General features: G+C 73.1%; 13 protein-coding genes. 1 reads left to right on the top strand and 12 read right to left on the bottom strand.

Annotated elements, in window-relative coordinates; translation table 11 throughout:
- Positions 1-60 precede the first annotated feature (60 nt).
- Positions 61-1356: a hypothetical protein gene (locus tag LGQ04_RS01250; RefSeq protein WP_229241658.1), complete on the top strand. Its 1296-nt coding sequence runs from the start codon at positions 61-63 to the stop codon at positions 1354-1356.
- Positions 1357-1390: 34 nt separating this feature from the next.
- Here the strand turns inward: LGQ04_RS01250 and LGQ04_RS01245 are convergent, their stop codons facing one another.
- From LGQ04_RS01245 to gdhA, 12 genes are all read right to left on the bottom strand, one after another.
- Positions 1391-1738 carry a histidine kinase gene (locus LGQ04_RS01245; RefSeq protein ID WP_229241657.1) on the bottom strand — a complete coding sequence of 116 codons (348 nt, stop codon included), beginning with the start codon at positions 1736-1738 and terminating at the stop codon, positions 1391-1393.
- 204 nt (positions 1739-1942) lie between these two features.
- Positions 1943-6736 carry an ExeM/NucH family extracellular endonuclease gene (locus LGQ04_RS01240; RefSeq protein ID WP_229241656.1) on the bottom strand — a complete coding sequence of 1598 codons (4794 nt, stop codon included), beginning with the start codon at positions 6734-6736 and terminating at the stop codon, positions 1943-1945.
- Between the two features lie 288 nt (positions 6737-7024).
- Positions 7025-7396 carry a sterol carrier family protein gene (locus tag LGQ04_RS01235; RefSeq protein WP_229241655.1) on the bottom strand — a complete coding sequence of 124 codons (372 nt, stop codon included), beginning with the start codon at positions 7394-7396 and terminating at the stop codon, positions 7025-7027.
- 19 nt (positions 7397-7415) lie between these two features.
- Entirely contained in the window at positions 7416-9038 is a 1623-nt protein-coding gene (locus LGQ04_RS01230) for a ribonuclease catalytic domain-containing protein (protein ID WP_229241654.1), read from the bottom strand.
- 160 nt (positions 9039-9198) lie between these two features.
- Complete coding sequence (locus LGQ04_RS01225) at positions 9199-10083, bottom strand: ABC transporter ATP-binding protein (protein WP_229241653.1); 885 nt, start codon at positions 10081-10083, stop codon at positions 9199-9201.
- Entirely contained in the window at positions 10080-11027 is a 948-nt protein-coding gene (locus LGQ04_RS01220) for an ABC transporter ATP-binding protein (RefSeq protein ID WP_267493948.1), read from the bottom strand. Before LGQ04_RS01220 ends, LGQ04_RS01225 begins: the two co-directional genes overlap by 4 nt.
- Positions 11024-12169 (bottom strand): ABC transporter permease, encoded by a 1146-nt coding sequence (locus LGQ04_RS01215; protein WP_229241652.1) that lies wholly within the window; start codon positions 12167-12169, stop codon positions 11024-11026. Before LGQ04_RS01215 ends, LGQ04_RS01220 begins: the two co-directional genes overlap by 4 nt.
- The gene (locus LGQ04_RS01210; RefSeq protein ID WP_229241651.1) at positions 12162-13160 is read right to left on the bottom strand and encodes an ABC transporter permease; all 999 of its coding nucleotides are present in this window, start codon (positions 13158-13160) and stop codon (positions 12162-12164) included. Before LGQ04_RS01210 ends, LGQ04_RS01215 begins: the two co-directional genes overlap by 8 nt.
- A 52-nt stretch (positions 13161-13212) precedes the next feature.
- On the bottom strand, positions 13213-14895 hold the full coding sequence (locus LGQ04_RS01205) for an ABC transporter substrate-binding protein (RefSeq protein WP_229241650.1): 1683 nt from the start codon (positions 14893-14895) through the stop codon (positions 13213-13215).
- A gap of 204 nt (positions 14896-15099) precedes the next feature.
- Complete coding sequence (locus tag LGQ04_RS01200) at positions 15100-16053, bottom strand: aldo/keto reductase (protein ID WP_229241649.1); 954 nt, start codon at positions 16051-16053, stop codon at positions 15100-15102.
- Positions 16054-16090: 37 nt separating this feature from the next.
- Entirely contained in the window at positions 16091-16900 is an 810-nt protein-coding gene (locus tag LGQ04_RS01195) for a copper homeostasis protein CutC (RefSeq protein WP_229241648.1), read from the bottom strand.
- Positions 16901-16966: 66 nt separating this feature from the next.
- The gene (gene gdhA, locus LGQ04_RS01190) at positions 16967-18304 is read right to left on the bottom strand and encodes an NADP-specific glutamate dehydrogenase (protein WP_229241647.1); all 1338 of its coding nucleotides are present in this window, start codon (positions 18302-18304) and stop codon (positions 16967-16969) included.
- Positions 18305-18331: the final 27 nt, after the last annotated feature.

Below are 18331 nucleotides of genomic sequence, written 5' to 3'. Positions count from 1 at the left end.
CTTCAGTGTCTCACGTGGACGCGGTGCCCTCCGATTCTTCGCTCTCGCTATCCTCGCCCGGTGTCCAGCCGCCGTCCTCGCGCCGCGCACGTGCGCGAACGGACGCTGTTCCGCTTCGTCGAGGTCGTGCCCGGTCGGGCGCTCGTCCTGCTGGACGGTCTGGCGACCGCCGTGGGAGCCGTGCTCGGCGCCGCGGTCGCATCCTTCCTCGCGCTGCTCGGTGTGGTGCTCGTCGGCGGCGAGGTGTTCGGGTCCTGGCGGTTCGAGCTCGAGGAGCTGGGACGGGGCGTCCTCGGCTGGTGGGCCCTGCTCGTCGTCCTCGCCGCCGTGGTGTTCGTCCCGCTGCGCGCGGCCGCGACGGCACGACTCGCGCACGAGCTCGCCGCGGCGGCTCGCCCTCGGACGCACGTGCCACCCCGCTCCGTGCGCGACCGGATCGCGCGGTCCGGCCCACCGGGCGCCGTGACCGGTCTGCTGTGGACGACGCTCGCCGTCGCCGGGGTCGGCGGTGGCGGCATCGGGGCGGTGATGCTCGCGTCCGACGACGCGTCCGGCCGCGCCGTCGTCGTCGCCGGGGTCGTGCTGGCCGGCGCGAGCGGGCTGGGCCTCGTCGCGGCGCGCGGGTGGCGCACCCGGTGGGAGAGCACCCAGCACTGGCTCCGGACGACCTGGGGGCAGAACGAGGCGCGCGCTGCGGAGGCCGCCGAGCGGCGTGCTCGCGCGGCCCTCGGCCCTGCGCCGGTCACCGGCCGTTCCCGCGCGGAGGACCGGGTCCGGTCCCGCCGGACCACGGTCGGGTCCGCGGTCGTCGGGGCCGGCGGGGCGGTGGGCTTCGTCCTGTTCATGGTGGGCCTGTTCCTGCGACAGCCCGGGAGGAACGCGCCGCGCCGGTACTACGGCCCGTTCGGGGAGACGCTGATCGACGTGCTCGTGGGCGTCGGAGGGGTCCTGGTCGCCGCAGCGGCCCTGTGCCTGGTCGTCTGGCTCGGCGCGACCGTCGTCCGGGCAGGGCTCCAGGAGCGCCGGGTCCGGGCCGCGCTGGCGGACCCCGCGCTCGCGCGCCCGCTGCCGGACGCCGTCGTGCTCGACGTCGCGACCGCGCCGCACACCACCGCCGGACTGGTGGCGGTGGGCTGGCTCGTCCTCCTGGGGTTCGTCTCCCCCGTGGTGACCGCGGCCGCGACGGGGACCCTGCCGGGGCCGTGGTCCGCGGGGTCGGCGCAGCTCGTCGCGATCGCCTGCGCGGTCACGGGACTCGCCGCCGGGTACGTCGTCGTCGCCGACGTCCGGCGCGCGGCCGCCCTGCGCGACCAGGTCCGGACCCGGTGGACACCCGGCGACCGGACCCCCGCCTGACCGGGAGCCGTCACCGACCCCGTCGGGGCGCGGCTCAGCGCCCGCGCATGCTCCGACGGTCCGCGACGACCGCCCACAGGCCCGCGACGCCCGCGCCGAGCGCGGCGCACGTCACGAGGATCACGGAGAAGTAGACGCCCGGCTTGAACACCGGTGCGGACATCGGCGACTGCAGCCACGCGCCGCCGAGCCCGAGCCCCACGACGAGACCGAGCACGACCCCCACGGTGAAGAACGCGCGATAGCGCGGCGCACGACGCACCGTGGCGGGATCGAGGACCTGCTCGACCTCCACCTCCTCCTGCGCCGGGGCACCGCCCTGCGGCGCGCCGGAGGTGTCGGAGGACGCGGCGTCGGGCACGGGGGACTGCTCAGAGCTCACGGGCACGACGATACCCGGGCTCCCTGGGAGGGAACGGAGCACGTCGCGCGCACCGGCGGGACGCACGCGGACGGTCGGCGGTGCGCGCGACGTTCACGCGTAGGCGCGGGCGGACGGCCCGCGGCCCGGCTGGACGCACCGCGACCCGGGTCCGTCGGACGGAACCCGGGTCGCGGTCTCGGTCTGCGCGTCAGCGCACGGGGGTCAGCCGCAGGTGATGCCCTCGTACGTGACGCGGTGCTGCTCGTAGCGCGGCGTCGCGCCGGACACGTAGCCCGCCACCGTCACCGAACCACCCTCGATCGAGGACTGGCGGCTGTTGTACGCCTGGTACGCCGACGACCCGGGCTGGACGCCCGCGAACCGCTTCTCGCCGAACGGCGTGTAGTGGCGGACGTCGATCCGCACGTCCTCGCCGTTGGTCGCCCGGACCGCGAGGTACGCCGTCCCGGCGAGGCAGCGCGCCTGCGCGGTGACGGCGACGTCGACGCCGGTCGGCTCCTCGGCCGCCTCCACCGTGACCGGGACGCGGCTCACGGTCCCGCTGGGCGACGCGACGACCCACAGGTCGTACGCCCCCTCGGCGGTGTCCTCGGGGACGGTCGCGGTGAGGGTCGCAGCGCCGTCGGTCGCGGTCGCCGTCGCCACGGCGTCGCCCGGGTTCTCCGGGTCGAACGTGCCGTCGGCGGGGACGAGGTACCCCGTCACCTCGGTGTTGCGCGGCGACCCGAGCGACGTGAGGTCGAGGGCGGAGAGCTCCACGCTCACGTCCTCGCCCGCCGTGACCGGGCCGGGCAGCGCGCCGACCACCACGCGCGACCGCGCGAAGGACGGCGTGAGCGGCGAGTTCTCCTCGAGGTAAGCGATCCACGCGTCGCGGTCGACCAGGCCCGAGTCGCGCGGGTTCGTGCCCTGCGTGAACACCCGGAAGTTGTCGCCGCCCGTCGCGAGGAACGAGAACGTGGCGACCCGGTACTCGCCGGCGGGGTCGACGGGCTCGCCGTCGATCGTCACCGACAGGACGTTGTCCCCGGGAGCGGCGTTGCCGTCCGCGGTCGCCGCCGTCCAGCTCACGTTGTCCGACAGCCCGAGCGCGAGGTACGGGCGCGACGGGCGCGTCCCGTTCGGGAGGGTCTGCCACTGCTGCTCGAGCATCTCCACGACCTGCTCGCCCGTGAGGGTCACCGTCCACAGGTTGTTGACGAACGGGAGCACCGCGTTCGCCTCGGCGAACGTGACGACGCCGTCCGGGCCGTAGAACAGCTCGTTGCGCAGGCCGCCCGGGTTGACGACGCCGAGGTCGGCGCCGCCGCGGTCCGGGTCGGCGAGCGTGTCGCGCAGCGAGTTCGCCACGAGGTTGCCCAGGGTCGACTCCGACATGCGGTCGTCACGGCCCGAGCTCGGCTGCGGACCAGGACCGACGTACGTCCCGCCCGGGCCCGTGTAGGCGCCGCCGGTGTACGCGGTCGTGATGTCGGCCGTGACCTCGCCCACGGGCTGCGAGCCGATGACCTCGGCCTCGGCCAGCGCCGGGTCGAGCACGTCCTTGACGGCCTGCACGCGCGGGTACGTCTCGACGAGCTGCTCCCACGGAGTGGTGGTGCGCCGCACGTTGACCGCCGCGTGGTCGACGACCTCGTGCGTCTCGTCGTCGATCGTCAGGGTGATGTGCCCGACGAACTCGCCGTAGCTGCCGGTCTGGACGATCGGTCGCGTCGCCCCCTCGACGCCCGGGACGGGCGCCTCCCACGCGTACTGCTTGTGGGTGTGGCCCGTGAAGAACGCCGCGACGCGCGGGTCCGTCTCGGTGACGAGCTCGGCGAAGGGGCCGCCCGCGGCGACCTCCTCCTCCAGGGTCGACCCGTCCGGCGTCCCCGCGCCCGCACCCTCGTGCACGAGCGCGACCACGACGTCCGCCTCGCCGTTCGCGTCGTCACCGTCCTGGAGCTGGGCGGTGACACGGTTGAGCGCCTCGACCGGGTCCCCGAAGTCGAGGTCCGCGATGCCGGCGGGGGTGACGAGCGTCGGCGTCTCCTCCGTGACGACGCCGACGAACCCGACGTCGATCCCGTCGATCTCGACCACCTGGTACTCCGGCAGGGCCGGGTCCTGGGTGCCCTTGTCGTAGACGTTCGCCCCCGTGTAGGTCCAGTCGGCGGCGTCGGCCACCCGACCCGTGAGGTCGTCGAAGCCCTGGTCGAACTCGTGGTTGCCCACCGCGGAGGTGGCGAGGTCGAGGGCGTTGAGCACGTCGATCGTCGGCTGGTCCTGCTGCAGCGCCGAGGCGAACAGCGACGCGCCGATGTTGTCCCCCGCGGACACGAACGCCGTGCCGTCGGGGTTCTGCGCCCGCAGCTCCTCGACCGTCCCGGCGAACGACAGCGTGTTGTTCGTGACGACACCCGTGGTCGAGTTCGTCGAGTACGGCTCGATCCGCCCGTGGAAGTCGTTGATCGCGAGCAGGTCGATCGTCGTGGTGCCCGGCTCGACGTCGCCCGCGAGGTCCAGGCCCACGAGGACCGGGTCGTGGTCGGAGGACCGGAACGCCGTCTCGTCGTAGAGGATCGACGCGTTGTAGTTGTACCGGCTGTACTCGTTCGCGATCGGCTCGACCGAGTTGATGTTCCACACGTCGGTACCCGTCACGGCGTCCGCCGCGGCCGGCGAGGCGAACACGTGGTCGAGCGACCCGACGTAGCCGTCGAACAGGTACGTCTGCTCGCCCGTGGTCGCGCCGAGGTCGACGTAGCCGGCCTCCTTGAACACCTCGAGCGGGTCCTCCTGCGAGTACGAGTTGAAGTCGCCCGCGAGCAGGACCGTGTCCGTCCCGGCGTCCGCCGCGACGTCCTCCGCGAAGCCGACGAGCGCCTCCGCCTGCGCGACGCGGGACGCGTTGAACGCGCCCTGGCCGTCGCCCGAGTCCTCGTCGCCGTCGAGCACCGGGGTACCCGAGCCCTTCGACTTGAAGTGGTTGGCGACGACGAGCACGTCGTCCTCCGCACCGTCGGCGCCACCCGCGGGCTGGAACACCTGCGCCAGCGGCTCGCGCGCGTTGACGAACGCCGCGTCGTCGAGCAGGATCTGCGACCCGCCCACCGGCTCGGCCGCGTCGACCTGGTAGATGTACGCGAGGCGGATGACGTCCTCGTCGTCCGGCAGCGCAGCCGGGGACGGGACGAACGCCCACTCGTCGGCACCGGCGGCGTCGTTGAGGGCGTCCACGAGGTCGGACAGCGCCTGGTCACGGTCCTTGCCGAACGGTGCGGAGTTCTCGATCTCCATGAGCGCCACCACGTCGGCGTCGAGCGCGTCGATCGCCGCGACGATCTTCGTCTGCTGCCGCTCGAGGTTCTCCGCGTCCGCCGCACCGCGCGCGGCGCACCCGGTGCGGACCGTGATCGGGTTGCCCTCACGGTCGGTGTAGAACTGGCAGCCCGCGAGCTGGTCGCCCGTCGTCGTGAAGTAGTTGAGGACGTTGAACGTCGCGACGCTCAGGTCCCCGCCCACCGCGGCAGGTGCCGCCTCGCGCGTGTCCGCGAACGTGGCCGGCTGGACCTCGTCCGCGTTGCCGCCGTCGCCCGCACGCAGGTGGGTGAGCGGCTGGAACGTCCAGGCGTCGAACCGGTAGTCGAGGATCACGGGCGTCTCGAACGTCACCCCGGCACCGACCCGGGCCGGCGCACCGCCGGTCAGGTACGGCAGGGGGATCGCCTTGTTCGCCGTGCTGTTGAAGTTCGTCGTCGCACCGTCGTCGAGGACGACGCCGCGCGCCGCCCGGTCCGCCACCGCGGCAGCCGCCTCCGCGCTGCCCGGGCGACCGGCCGACGTCGGCTGCAGGAACGGGTCCGTTCCCGCCGCCAGCAGGAACGAACCGTAGAAGTTCGTGTCGTAGTTGTCCGCGACGGTGTAGTCGCCGGCAGGCTGCAGCAGCATCCCCTCCAGCGCCTCCCGCTCGGCGTCCGACGCGGGGAACGCGACGTCCGCCGGCTTCACGGCCTCGGCCGGCTCGTCGAGCACGGTCCAGCCGCCCGCGGCGGGCGCGATCTGCGTCATCGAGAAGTACTCCGAGACCGGGCCCGTCACCTCGACGTGGTCACCCGCCTCGACCCCCGCGGCCGCGGCCGCCGAGTACACGAAGATCGCGTCGGACGCGTCGTGGTCGTCGGCCAGGTCACCCGTGCCCTCCGTCTGGAGGTAGAAGCCGTCGTAGCCGCCCGTCGGGTACGACGCCGTCACCACGCCCCGCGTCGTGACCGTCTGCCCCACGAGCGGGCTCGCCGCGCCCGTGCCCTGGATCTCGGCGATCGGGACCACCTCGCCCGGCTCCGGGTCCGGGCCGCCGTCGTCGCCGCTGTTCTGCGGGGTCACCGCGTCGAGCACCGCGAAGTCCGCGCTGTTGTCGTCCGTGTCGGCGAAGCCCGCGCGGTTGAGCGAGCCGCCGGCGGTGTTCGCGCGCCCCGCGGGCGCCGCCGCGGTCTCGAACGAGTTCGACGACCCGTACCCGACGAGGTCCACGACCCCGGCGGTCCCGGCGAGGTCACCCGTCCCCGGGTTCAGCGCCGTCGTCGTGCTCGCGAGCGCGATCGTCCCGTTCTGCCCCTGGAACGAGACGGTCCCGCTCGCGTCCGGCGTCGGCAGCGCCGCACCGTTCGAGCCGTTCGACGCCGCCTGCACGAGGTAGTACCCGCCCGCCTCGATGCTGCCGGACAGCGGGACGACCCCCGAGAACGCGGCCGAGCCGGTCGCGGACCGGTACTGGACCGACCAGCCGTCGAGCGCGACGTCGGCCGACGTCGGGTTGTACAGCTCGACGAACTTGTTCGTGAACGGGGCGTTGGCGCTCCCGCCGCTCAGGTAGGCCTCGTTGATGACGACGCCCGAACCGTCGGGCGCGGCGCTCGCGGCGGTGGCCGCGGTCACGGACAGGGGGACGGCGAGCGCCAGCGTCAGCCCGCTCGCCACCACCCTCCGTCGCCGCAGGTGCTGGTGGTCGGACACGCTGACTCCTTCATCTCGTGCGGACGGCCCGGTGACGCCCGCGGTCCACGTCGTGGACAGCGCGGCTCTCCGCCCCCGCAGGAGATCGCACCCCACCCACATGAACGCACGGTTGCATCCGTGTCACCGCCGCGAGAACGTCGTCGCACGTCGTCGTGCGTCGACCGTCCGGCACGGACGGTGGCCGATCATCCTCGGAACCTAGCCCTCCGGATCGCGGGCCGCCAGAGATCGCCGCGACTGTTACGCATCAGTAACACCCGCGACGGTATCGCCGGGCCGTTCCGCTCAGCGCGCCCGCGCCGCCTGCAGCGGCAGGTACGCCGACAGGTCGGTCCGCTCCCCCGACGCCCGCACCCGCCCCGCGGCGACCGCCTCCGCCCAGGTCGTCGCACCCGACGCCAGGGCCAGCCAGGTCTGCGGGTCCGTCTCGACCACGCCCGGCGGCGTCCCCCGCGTGTGCCGCGGCCCCTCCACGGCCTGCACCACGCCCGCCGGAGGCACCCGCACCTCGACCGCGTGCCCCGGCGCGACGTCGGCGAGCTCCTCGAGCGTGAAGCGCACCGCCGTCGCGACGTCACGGCGCTCCGCCGTCCCCTCCCGCCACGCGGCCAGGGCGAGACGGCCGGCGGACGGGTCGGTGCGGCGTCGGGCAGGCATGCGCCCAGCCTAGGCGTGCTCAGTCGACGGTGAAGAGCACGCGGCGGTCGGCCACGGAGACCTCCCGCAACGTCGCGCGCACCGCCTCGCCGAGGGGAAGGTCGACCCCCTCGGCACGGGCCCGCACGGCCGGGTCCGCGAGGACCACCTGCCCGCGACGCAGCGCGCCCGCACCGTCCTGCGCACCTCCCTCGCGGTCGACGCGACGGGCACGCTCGGCGTCGTCCTCGACGTCGACGACCACGGCGTCGAACTCCTCGCCCTCGCGCCCGGACAGCAGCACGGCCTCGACGACGTCGACGATCGCCCGCTCGTACGACCCGGCCCGCTGCCCCGTGCGCGCCATCGTCCGCGGCAGCCCGGGAAGCGCCTCCAGCACCCAGTCCGGGACCGGCTCGTCGGCGCACAGCGCCAGGCACACCTCGGTGCCGTACCGGTCGACGAGGCGCCGCAGCGGGGCCGTGACGTGCGCGTACTCCGCGCCGATCGCGGCGTGCACCGCGTCGTCCGGCACGCCCGGCTCCTGACCCGTGCCGCCGAACGCCTCGTACGACGCCCCCCGGAACAGCGACGTCGCCTCGTTGAGGAACGCCGCGTGCGCGGGCGACGACGAGTCCAGCGTCGGCACGAGGTCGGCGTACTCGACGTCGCGGGGCCAGTCGATCCCGAGCGCCCGGGCGGTGCGCCGCAGGCGGGCCACGTCACGCGCGTCCGCGGGCGGCAGCGCCCGGAAGACCCCCACGCCACCCGCCCGCATGAGACCGGCCGCCGCGATCCCCGTGAGGAGTGAGATCTGCGCGTTCCACGCCTCGACCGGCAGCGTCGCGCGGAACTCCAGCCCGAACGACCCGTCGTCGCGCACGACGACCTCCTGCTCCGGGACCTCCAGCGACACCCCGCCGCGCTCGCGCTCCCGCGCGAGCCGCAGCTCGCCCACCGTCCGCAGCAGCCCGAGCGTCCCGTCGGGCGAGACGGTGCCGGACGAGGTGCCGGGCGGACCGTCGGGCGAGTCGTCGGACGAGGCGGCGGGCGAGGGTTCGACGTGCGCGGCGTCGGACGGGAGGGCGTCGATCCGCCGCTGCGCCTCCTCGTAGGTCAGGCGCTGCCGGGAACGGACGACGGCGCGCCGGACCTGCGCGCCGACGATCTCGCCCCGGTCGTCGAGGACGATGCGCCAGGCCGCGGCGGGACGGTCCTCGCCCGGCAGGAGGCTTGCGGCGCCCTCCGACAGCTCGGCGGGGTGGAGCGGTGTGCGGTGGTCCGGGGCGTAGAGCGTCGTGCCGCGCTCGTGGACGGCGGCGTCGAGCGCACCACCGGGCTCGACGAACGCGCCGACGTCCGCGATGGCGTAGTGGACGACGAACGCACCCTCGCCGCCGGTCTCCCGTTCGAGGTGCAGCGCCTGGTCGAGGTCCATCGACCCCGGAGGGTCGACGGTGAGGAACGGGAGGTCGCGCAGGTCCGCGCGGTCCCCGACAGGCATCGCTGCCGCGAAGGAGCCTGCCGCAGCGCGCGCCTCGTCGAGAGCCTGCGGCGCGAACGCCTCGGGGATCTCCATCTCGCGGCGCAGCGCGGCGAGGGCGGACCGGGCGGCGGCACCGTCGTCGGGCGTGGCGGCAAGACGCACGTGGGGTCGAGGCACGGTCCCGACCCTACTGGCGCCGGGACGAGCGCGCGGGCCAGGACGTCCGACGGCCCTGGCCCGCGCCCCCGCACGCACCACCACCCGGCGCGCGGGAAGATGGCGGGCGTCCGGCGAACCGGACGCCCGCCCACCGGCCCGGGGCAGGGGCCGGTGCGTCTCAGAGGTCGCGCGTCCCGAAGCGGTCGCGCGTCGCGTCGTCCTGCGCGCCGGCGCCGGCCGCGGCGAGCTCGGCACGCACCTCCTCGCGCAGACGACCCTGGTTCTCCGGGTTGGGCGCAGCGCCCAGGAGCAGCTTCGTGTAGTCGTGCTGCGGGTCGAGGATCACGCGGTCCGACGGTCCGCGCTCCACGACGTTGCCGCGGAACATGACGATGATCTCGTCCGAGAAGTGCCGGGCCGTCGCGAGGTCGTGCGTGATGTACAGGACCCCGAGGTTCTCCTCGCGCTGCAGCCGCGCGAGCAGGTTGAGCACGCCGAGGCGGATCGACACGTCGAGCATCGACACGGGCTCGTCGGCGACGAGGAACCGCGCCCCCGGGGCGAGCGCGCGGGCGATCGCGACGCGCTGGCGCTGTCCGCCGGACATCTCGTGCGGCTGCTTGGCCGCGAACACGGGTGCGGGGGTGAGGTTCACGCGCTCCAGAAGCTCGTGCACCCGGGCGTCGATCGCCTCCCGCCCCCGCGCGACCTTGTGCAGGCGCAACGGACGCTCCAGGTGGTGCGCCACCGTGTGGAACGGGTTGAGCGACGCGAACGGGTCCTGGAACACCATCTGCACGTCGTGCCGGTAGGCGTCGAGGGCGCGCCCCCGCGTGGCGGACGGCCTGCCGTCGAGCAGGATCTGGCCCGACGTCGGCGTCTCCAGCTTGGAGATCATCCGCGCCACGGTCGACTTGCCGGAGCCGGACTCCCCGACGACGGCGATCGTCTTGCCGGGCTCCAGCGTGAACGACACGTCGTTCACGGCGCGCAGCGTGGACCGCTTCAGCCCCTTGCGGAGCGCGAAGTCCTTGACCAGGTTGCGGACCTCGAGGGTGCTCATGCGTGGGGTCCTTCCTGGTGCTCTCCGGTGCCCTCGCCCGTGCGCACGAACGCACCGCGCTCTCCCGTGAGGCTCGGGAACGACCCGAGCAGACGGCGCGTGTACGGGTGCTGCGCGGACGCGTAGACCGCCTCCGCCGTGTCGAGCTCGATGATCTCGCCGCGCAGCATCACGGCGATGCGGTCGCTGATCTCCAGCAGGAGCGGGAGGTCGTGGGTGATGAACACGACCGCGAACCCGAGCTGCTCGCGCAGGCGCATGATCTCGCGGAGGATGCCGCGCTGGACGACGACGTCGAGGGCCGTCGTCGGCTCGTCCATGATCATGACCTGCGGGTTGAGCGCGAGCGCCATGGCGATCATGACGCGCTGCCGCATGCCCCCGGAGAGCTCGTGCGCGTAGCTGTCGAGGCGCACCGGGTCGACGCCCACGAGCTCGAGGAGCTCGGCGGAGCGCACCGCGCGCTCGGCGCGGCTCATCCCGGGACGGTGCGTCTTGAGGACGTCGCCGAGCTGGTCGCGGACGCTGATGACCGGGTTGAGCGAGTTCATCGCGCCCTGGAACACCATCGAGACCTTGTCCCAGCGGAACGCCCGCAGCGCGTCCCCCGACAGCGCCACGACGTCGATGTCGTCGCCGCCCTGGTCGTGGAACGTGACGGTCCCGCTGGTGAGGAGCGCGGGCGGCTTGAGCAGCCGGTTCAGCCCGTACGCGAGGGTCGTCTTGCCGCAGCCCGACTCGCCCGCGAGGCCGAGGATCTCGCCTCTGTGCAGCGTGAGGGAGACGCCCTTGACGGCGTGGACGACCGGCTCGACCTCGTAGTCGATCGAGACGTCGTGCGCGGTGAGGACGGGCTCCTTGCCCACGAGGTAGGCGTCGTGGCTCGCGCTCGTCAGCGGCCCGGTGGCCGTCGGCGGTGTCGTGGCCGGCGTGGTGGCGGTCATGCGTCCACCGTCTCCTTCGCGTCGTCGTCCCCGTCGGTGCGCGGGGCCGCCTCGGTGGTCGGCGCGCCGTGCGCGTCGGTCTCGACGCCCAGGCCTGCCTTGCGCGCCTTGCGCACGCTCTTGACGGCGGCGGGCGCGAGACGCAGGCGCGGGTTGATGATCTCGTCGAGGCTGAAGTTGATGAGCGCGAGGCCGCACCCGAACAGTGCGATGAGCAGGCCCGGTGGCACGAACCACCACCACATGCCGAGGCTCAGGGCGTTGTTGGCGCTCGCCTGGTTGAGGATCGTCCCCCACGTGATCGACCCGGACGGGCCGAGGCCGAGGAACGACAGGCCCGCCTCGCCGAGGATGGCGAGCAGCACGGCCCCGAGGAACTGCGCGGTGAGCAGCGGCAGCAGGTTGGGGAAGATCTCGACGAGGATGATGCGCGGCGTCTTCTCCCCCGCGACGCGCGCCGCCGAGACGTAGTCCCGGCTGCGCAGCGACTTCGCCTGCATGCGGAGCACGATCGCCGCGCCCGGCCAGGCCGTCAGGCCGAGGATGACCGCGACGACGACGAGCGAACGGGTCTGCAGGTAGGCCGAGATGACGATGATGAGCGGCAGACCGGGGATGACCAGCATGACGTTCGTGACGAGCGAGAGCGCCTCGTCCGTGAACCGGCCGCGGTAGCCCGCGACGATGCCGAAGAGGATCGACATCACGAGCGCGATCGACCCGGCGATGAGCCCGACCATGAGCGAGCCCTGTCCGCCGTAGGCGACCTGGGCGAAGATGTCGACGCCGATGTGGTTGGTGCCGAGCAGGTGCTCGGCGCTCGGCGGGAGGAAGCGCTCGTTGTCCGACGAGCGCGGGTCCTGCGTGAAGAACGGCGCGACGAACGTGAAGAGCAGGATGCCGACCACGAGGGCGATGCCCGCGGTGAGCTTGCCGGAACGGCGCGGCAGCATCGCGCGCAGCCCGCGACGGGGCGGGGCGGGCGGTGCGCCCTGGTCCTGCATCGCCGGGGTGTCGCGGACGTCGGGGACGATCCCCTTCGTCGTGGTGGCGGGCGGGAGACCGTCCACGACGACCGTGGCGGCCGGCGCGGCGTCGGCGGCGGGGGTCACGACTTCCGTGTCGCGGGAGTTGTCAGACATTGGCGCGCGCCCTCGGGTCGATGAAGCCGTAGATGATGTCCATGAGGAAGTTCGCCGCCAGCACCGCGACGGTGATGACGAGGAACGTGCCCTGCATGAGGGCGAAGTCGCTCGCCTGGACCGCGTTGAACAGCAGCTTGCCGAGACCCGGGTAGCTGAACACCTGCTCCATGACCACGGACCCGGCGACGACGAACCCGAGCGCGACGCCGAAGCCGGCGAACGACGGGAGCGCCGCGTTGCGCGTCGCGTACGTCAGGGCCACCCGCATGCGCCGCAGGCCCTTGGCCTCGGCCGTGACGACGTAGTCCTCGGACAGCGTGGACACCATCATGTTGCGCATCCCGAGGAGCCATCCGCCGACGGACGACAGGACGATCGTCAGCGCCGGCAGGAAGCCGTGGTAGATCACGGACCCGACGAAGGCCCACGACCACTCCGGACCGTTGTCGAACCCGAAGATGTCGTAGTTGCCGATCCGCGGGAACCATCCCGTCGAGACCGAGAACACCGACACGAGGATGAGAGCGAGCCAGAAGTACGGGACGGCCTGGAGGAGCGTGGACGCCGGGATGATGCTGTCCACCCAGGTGCCGCGCTTCCAGCCGGCCCAGGCCCCCAGCCCGACGCCGAGCGCGAACGAGATGATCGTCGCGAGACCGACGAGGCCCACCGTCCAGGGCAGTGCCTGGCCGATCAGCTCGACGACGGGCTGGGGGTAGTACGTGATGGAGACGCCGAGCTCGCCCTGGAAGAGTCGGCCCCAGTACGCGAGGTACTGCTGCCAGAGGGTGGCGTCGTCGTCCGCGCCGAAGAGGAGGTCGACACTGTTCTGCATCTGGGGCGTCATCTCGCCGCCCCGTCGCATCAGCCGGTCGATGAAGATCTGCTTGGGGTCACCAGGCATGAGCTTCGGGATGAGGAAGTTCAGCGAGACCGCTGCCCAGAGGGTGATCACGTAGAACGTGATCCGCCGGACGTAGTACCTCATGATGCGTGCCTGTGCCTCTCGTTCCCCGGTCCTCCTCCTCGGCGCGTGAGCATCAGCTCTTGGGCTCGAGCTTCGAGAGCACGATGCCGTTCGCGACGTTCTCCCACGAGGGCGGGAAGGCATAGAGGTCGTCCTCCGTGGGCCAGCCCGTGAAGTCCTTCGTGTCCATGAAGGTCTGCGTCGCGTTCACGACGACGGGGATGTAGGGCAGGTCACGAGCGATCTCCTCCTGGATGATCGCGTACTGCTCCTGCTTGGCCGCCTCGTCCTCGGTGGCCGCGGCCGCCGAGACCGCGGCGTCGAGCTTCGGGTTGGTGTAGCGCACGAAGTTGAACTTGCCCGACTCCATGACCTCGCCGACCGGGAGCGTGTACTCCGTCGACATCCACTGGCGGTAGATCTGGAACGGGTCGTCGAGCGCGGTGCCCGTGATGCCGCCGACCATGAGCTCGTAGGTGCCCGCGGCGCGCGCGTCCGACATCTCCTGCTGGGAGACCTTCGTGTGCGTCAGGGCGATGCCCGCGGCCTTCGCGTCCTCGACGAACAGGTCGCCGAGGGCGTTGTAGTCGTTCCAGCCGTCGACCGTGATGAGGTCCATCTCGACCTTCTGGCCGTCCTTCTCGTAGATGCCGTCCGCACCCTTGGTGTAGCCGGCGTCCTCGAGGACCTTCGCTGCGGCCTCGGGGTCGGCGCTCTGCGGCGACTCGGCCTCGACGTCGGGCGAGATCCAGCGGTCGTCGCGCCCGAGCAGGGCGAACGTCGGGGACGCGGTCGCCGAGAGGCCGGCGAAGGCCTTCTCGTTGATCTCCGTGCGGTCCATGGCGAGGTTGAGCGCCTGGCGCACGGCGACGTCGGTCTGCGGGCCCTCGCAGCCGAGGTCCACCGAGACGCAGCTGTAGATCGTCGTCGGGTTCTGCGGCGTGTTGAGCATCGACAGGCGGCCGTCCGCGGTGATGCGGTCGGGGTCGGCGACGAACATCGCGGTCCAGTCGACCTTGCCCGTGGTCATGAGGTCCTCGGCGCTCTGGTTCTGGTCGATGCCGAGGTAGCGGACCTTCTCCAGCTTCGGCGCACCGTCCCAGTAGTCCTCGTTCGCGACGACCGTGTACGCGGCCTCGGTCACCGAGTCGAACTTGAACGGACCGGTGCCGACCGGGTTCTCGTTGGTGAACGTCACGAGGTCGTCGACCTCGGCGAAGATGTGCTCGGGGACCACGAACGCCGTCCCGAGGAGCTGCACCTCGGACGTGAACTGCGGCGAGCTGAACGTCCACTTCACCGTGTGGGTGTCGAGCGCCTCGACGGACTCGATGAAGTCGCGCTGCGCCGCGGCGTTCGTCTGGGAGAACACGACGTCGTCGGCGTCGAAGTCCTCGCCGTCGGTCCACTTGACGCCCTCGCGCAGCGTGACGGTGAGCTCGAGGCCGTCCTCGGACCACTCCATCGTCTGGCCGAGGCGGGGCTCCGGCTCGCTGGCCTGCGCCTTGTTGTAGTAGAAGAGCGGCTCGTAGATCGCGCCGTTCGCCGCGTGCAGCGGGTTCGGCGAGTAGGGGTTGAAGTTCGCGACCACGGGCGTCTGGGTCCCGGCCCAGATGTTGAGGGTCCGGCCGGCCGCGGCCTCGCCGTCGCCCTCGCCCTCGCCGCCACCGCCGGTGCACCCGGCCGCGAGGAGCGACACGCCGGTCACGAGCGCCGCCGCCGTGAGCAGACGCTTGCGCGTCGTGCGTCGAATCATCTTCGGTCCTTTCGCAGGGACGACGCGCCCTCGCGTCGTTCGTCGTGCGCCCCCGGAGGGCGTGTGGCAGGAACACTAACTAATGAGGAACCGTCTTCCGGTCGATACGACAGGAAAGTTACCTAACTGAGATTTCTCTCACGTCGGCGCGGGGTGACGAGACGACACGCAGACCGTCGTCCCGCTCTGCCGGGCGGTCCGGCGTCAGCCCTGGTGCGCGTCGTCGAGCCGCGCGAGCTGGTCCTCGTCCAGGCGCAGCGCCGCCGCGCCCAGGCACTCGTCGAGCTGCGCGACGGTGCTGACCCCCACCACCGGGACCACGGGCCGCGCCCGCCGGACCATCCAGGCCAGGACCACCTGCACCGGCCCCACGCCGTGCTCGTCCGCCACCTGGTCCAGCACACGCAGCGCCGCGTCGGACCGCGGGCCGCGGTACGCGTCCGGCAGCCGGTCGCGGGACGCGTAGGCGCCCGAGAGCAGCGGCGAGTACCCGAGCGCCGTGCAGCCGGGTCGTCGCCCCAGGTGGTCCAGCAGGTCGGCCCCGGCGAGCCGTTGCACGCCGAAGTCCGTGCCCTCCGCCGGCCGCAGGTACGTGAAGCGCTGCTGCACGGCGGTGTACCCCGGGACGCCGAGCTCGTCGGCCGCCCGGTGCGCGGCGCGCAGGGTGCCCAGGTCGTGGTTGCTGCAGCCCAGCGCACCGACCAGGCCCTCGTCCACCACCTCGGCGAGGGCGGAGACGGTCTCGCGCACCGGCGTCGCCGGGTCCGTCACGTGCGCGTACAGCAGGTCGACGCGGTCCGTGCCCAGCCGGCGCAGGCTGCCCTCGACCGCACGCCGGACCGCCGGGCGCGACAGGCCCTCCATGTCGGCCGGGCACCCTCCGGGCCGTGCCGGGTCGCTGCGGGCACCGACCTTCGTGGCGAGCACCGTCCCGTCGCGGGCGCCCGGCCGGTCGGCGAACCACCGGGCCAGCAGGTCCTCGCTCTCGTCCCCGCTGGCACCGTCCTCCCACTGGACGTAGTTGTTCGCCGTGTCCAGGTGCTGCCCGCCGGCCTCCCGGAAGCGGTCCAGCACCGCGTACGACGTCGCGCGGTCGACCCGCGAGCCGAAGGGCAGCGTGCCCAGGACGAACGGGACGGGACTGGTCAGGTCGAACATCGTGCTTCCCCCTAGGTCGTGCGGTGTCGTCGTGGTGTCAGGACTCGGGTCCCCGCGCGGCGTCCAGCGCCGCACGCGCGGCCGCGGCGACGCCGGGGTCGGTGACCTCGTAGCCGGCGTCCCCGCCCCCGCCCGGCCCGGCGTCGTCGGTCACGACCCGCTTGGCGGAGAGGTGGACCGCGTCCACCCCGGCCGCGACGAGCGCGGGGACGTCCTCGACCCGCACGCCGCCGCCCGCCATGACCTGGAGGCTCCCGTCGAGCACGTCGTGGGCGTGGCGGGCGAGGTGCGCGAGCCGGTCCACGCCGTCGATGCTGCGCGGCGCCCCGCCGGACGTCAGGACCCGCCGGACGCCGAGGGCGGCGAGCCGGTCGAGCGCGGCGAGAGCGTCGGGGACCACGTCGAGCGCGCGGTGGAAGGTGACCTCGGCGTCGCCCGCCGCCGCGACGAGCGCGGCGACCGCGTCCTCGTCGACCCGGCCCTGCGGGGTGAGCGCGCCGACGACGACGCCGTGGGCGCCGGCGGCGACCGCTGCCCGGACCTCGCGCACCTGCACGTCGAGCTCGTCGGCGGCGTAGACGAAGCCCCCGGGCCGGGGGCGGACGAGGACGTGCACCTCCGGTCCGGCACCCGCGGCCCGTGCCGCCTCCGCGGAGGCGTGCAGCGCGGCCTCCACGAGCCCCGCGCCCGGCGTCAGGCCGCCCGTGGCGCCCAGTCCGGTGCAGAGCTCGACGCGTCGCGCGCCGACCGTCGCCGCGACACCGACGCCTGCCGGGTCCTGGACCGCGATCTCGAGCGCGACGTCGCGCCCCTGCGGACCGGACCCCGTGCTGCTGCCTGCCGACACCTCGTGCTCCTGTCGCTCGCCGTGCGGCCGACGAGGACGACGGCCGCCCGTCAGGGTAGACGACGCTCAGATCACCCCGAGGGCGATGATCGCGTCCGCGACCTTCGTGAACCCGGCGATGTTCGCACCCAGCACGTAGTCGCCCGGCGCGCCGTACTCGTCGGCCGTCTCGACGCACCGGTCGTGGATCCCGGCCATCGTCTGCGCGAGCCGCTCCTCGGTGTGCTCGAACGACCACGAGTCCCGCGAGGCGTTCTGCTGCATCTCCAGGGCCGACGTCGCGACCCCGCCCGCGTTCGCCGCCTTGCCCGGGGCGACCAGCACGCCCGCGTCCTGCAGGAGCGCGACGGCGGCGGGCGTCGTCGGCATGTTGGCCCCCTCGGCCACGGCGACCACGCCGTGGGCGACGAGCTGCTTCGCGGCCTGCTCGTCGAGCTCGTTCTGGGTCGCGCACGGCAGGGCGACGTCCGCCGGGACGGCCCAGACGCTGCCGTCGGTGACGACGCGGGCGCCGGGTCGGCGTGCCGCGTAGTCGGCGACCCGGCCCCGCTCGACCTCCTTGACGTGGCGCAGCAGGTCGAGGTCCACGCCCGCCTCGTCGACCACGTACCCGGACGAGTCGGAGAAGGTCACGACGTGCGCGCCGAGCGCCTGCGCCTTCGCGATCGCGTGGGTGGCGACGTTGCCGGAGCCGGAGACGACCACCCGCCGCCCGTCGAGCCCCTCGCCGCGCGTGCCGAGCATCCGCTCGGCGAACAGCACGGTGCCGTACCCCGTGGCCTCGGTCCGCACGAGCGACCCGCCCCACGTGAGCCCCTTGCCGGTGAGCACGCCCGACTCGTAGCGGTTCGTGATGCGCTTGTACTGGCCGAACAGGTACCCGATCTCCCGTCCGCCGACGCCCGTGTCGCCCGCGGGGACGTCGGTGTGCTCGCCGAGGTGCCGGTAGAGCTCGGTCATGAAGGACTGGCAGAACCGCATGACCTCGCCCTCGGAGCGTCCCCGCGGGTCGAAGTCGGAGCCGCCCTTGCCGCCGCCGAGCGGCATGCCGGTGAGCGAGTTCTTGAACACCTGCTCGAACCCGAGGAACTTGACGATCCCGAGGTACACGGACGGGTGGAAGCGCAGCCCGCCCTTGTAGGGCCCGAGCGCGGAGGAGAACTCGACCCGGAAGCCGCGGTTGATCCGCACGCGCCCCGCGTCGTCGACCCACGGCACGCGGAACACGACCTGCCGCTCGGGCTCGCACAGGCGCTCCAGGACGGCGGCCTCGACGTAGCGCGGGTGCTTGGCGAGGACGGGCGCGAGGGAGTCGAACACCTCCCGGACGGCCTGGTGGAACTCGAGCTCGCCGGGGTTGCGACGCAGGACGTCGTCGAACACGGTCTGCAGGCGGCTGTCCATGGGTTCTCCTCGGTGCGACGGACAGAA

The organism is Cellulosimicrobium marinum, from assembly GCF_020551945.1.
Lineage (GTDB): Bacteria > Actinomycetota > Actinomycetes > Actinomycetales > Cellulomonadaceae > Cellulosimicrobium > Cellulosimicrobium marinum.
This window is presented reverse-complemented; position numbering and strand designations above follow the sequence as displayed.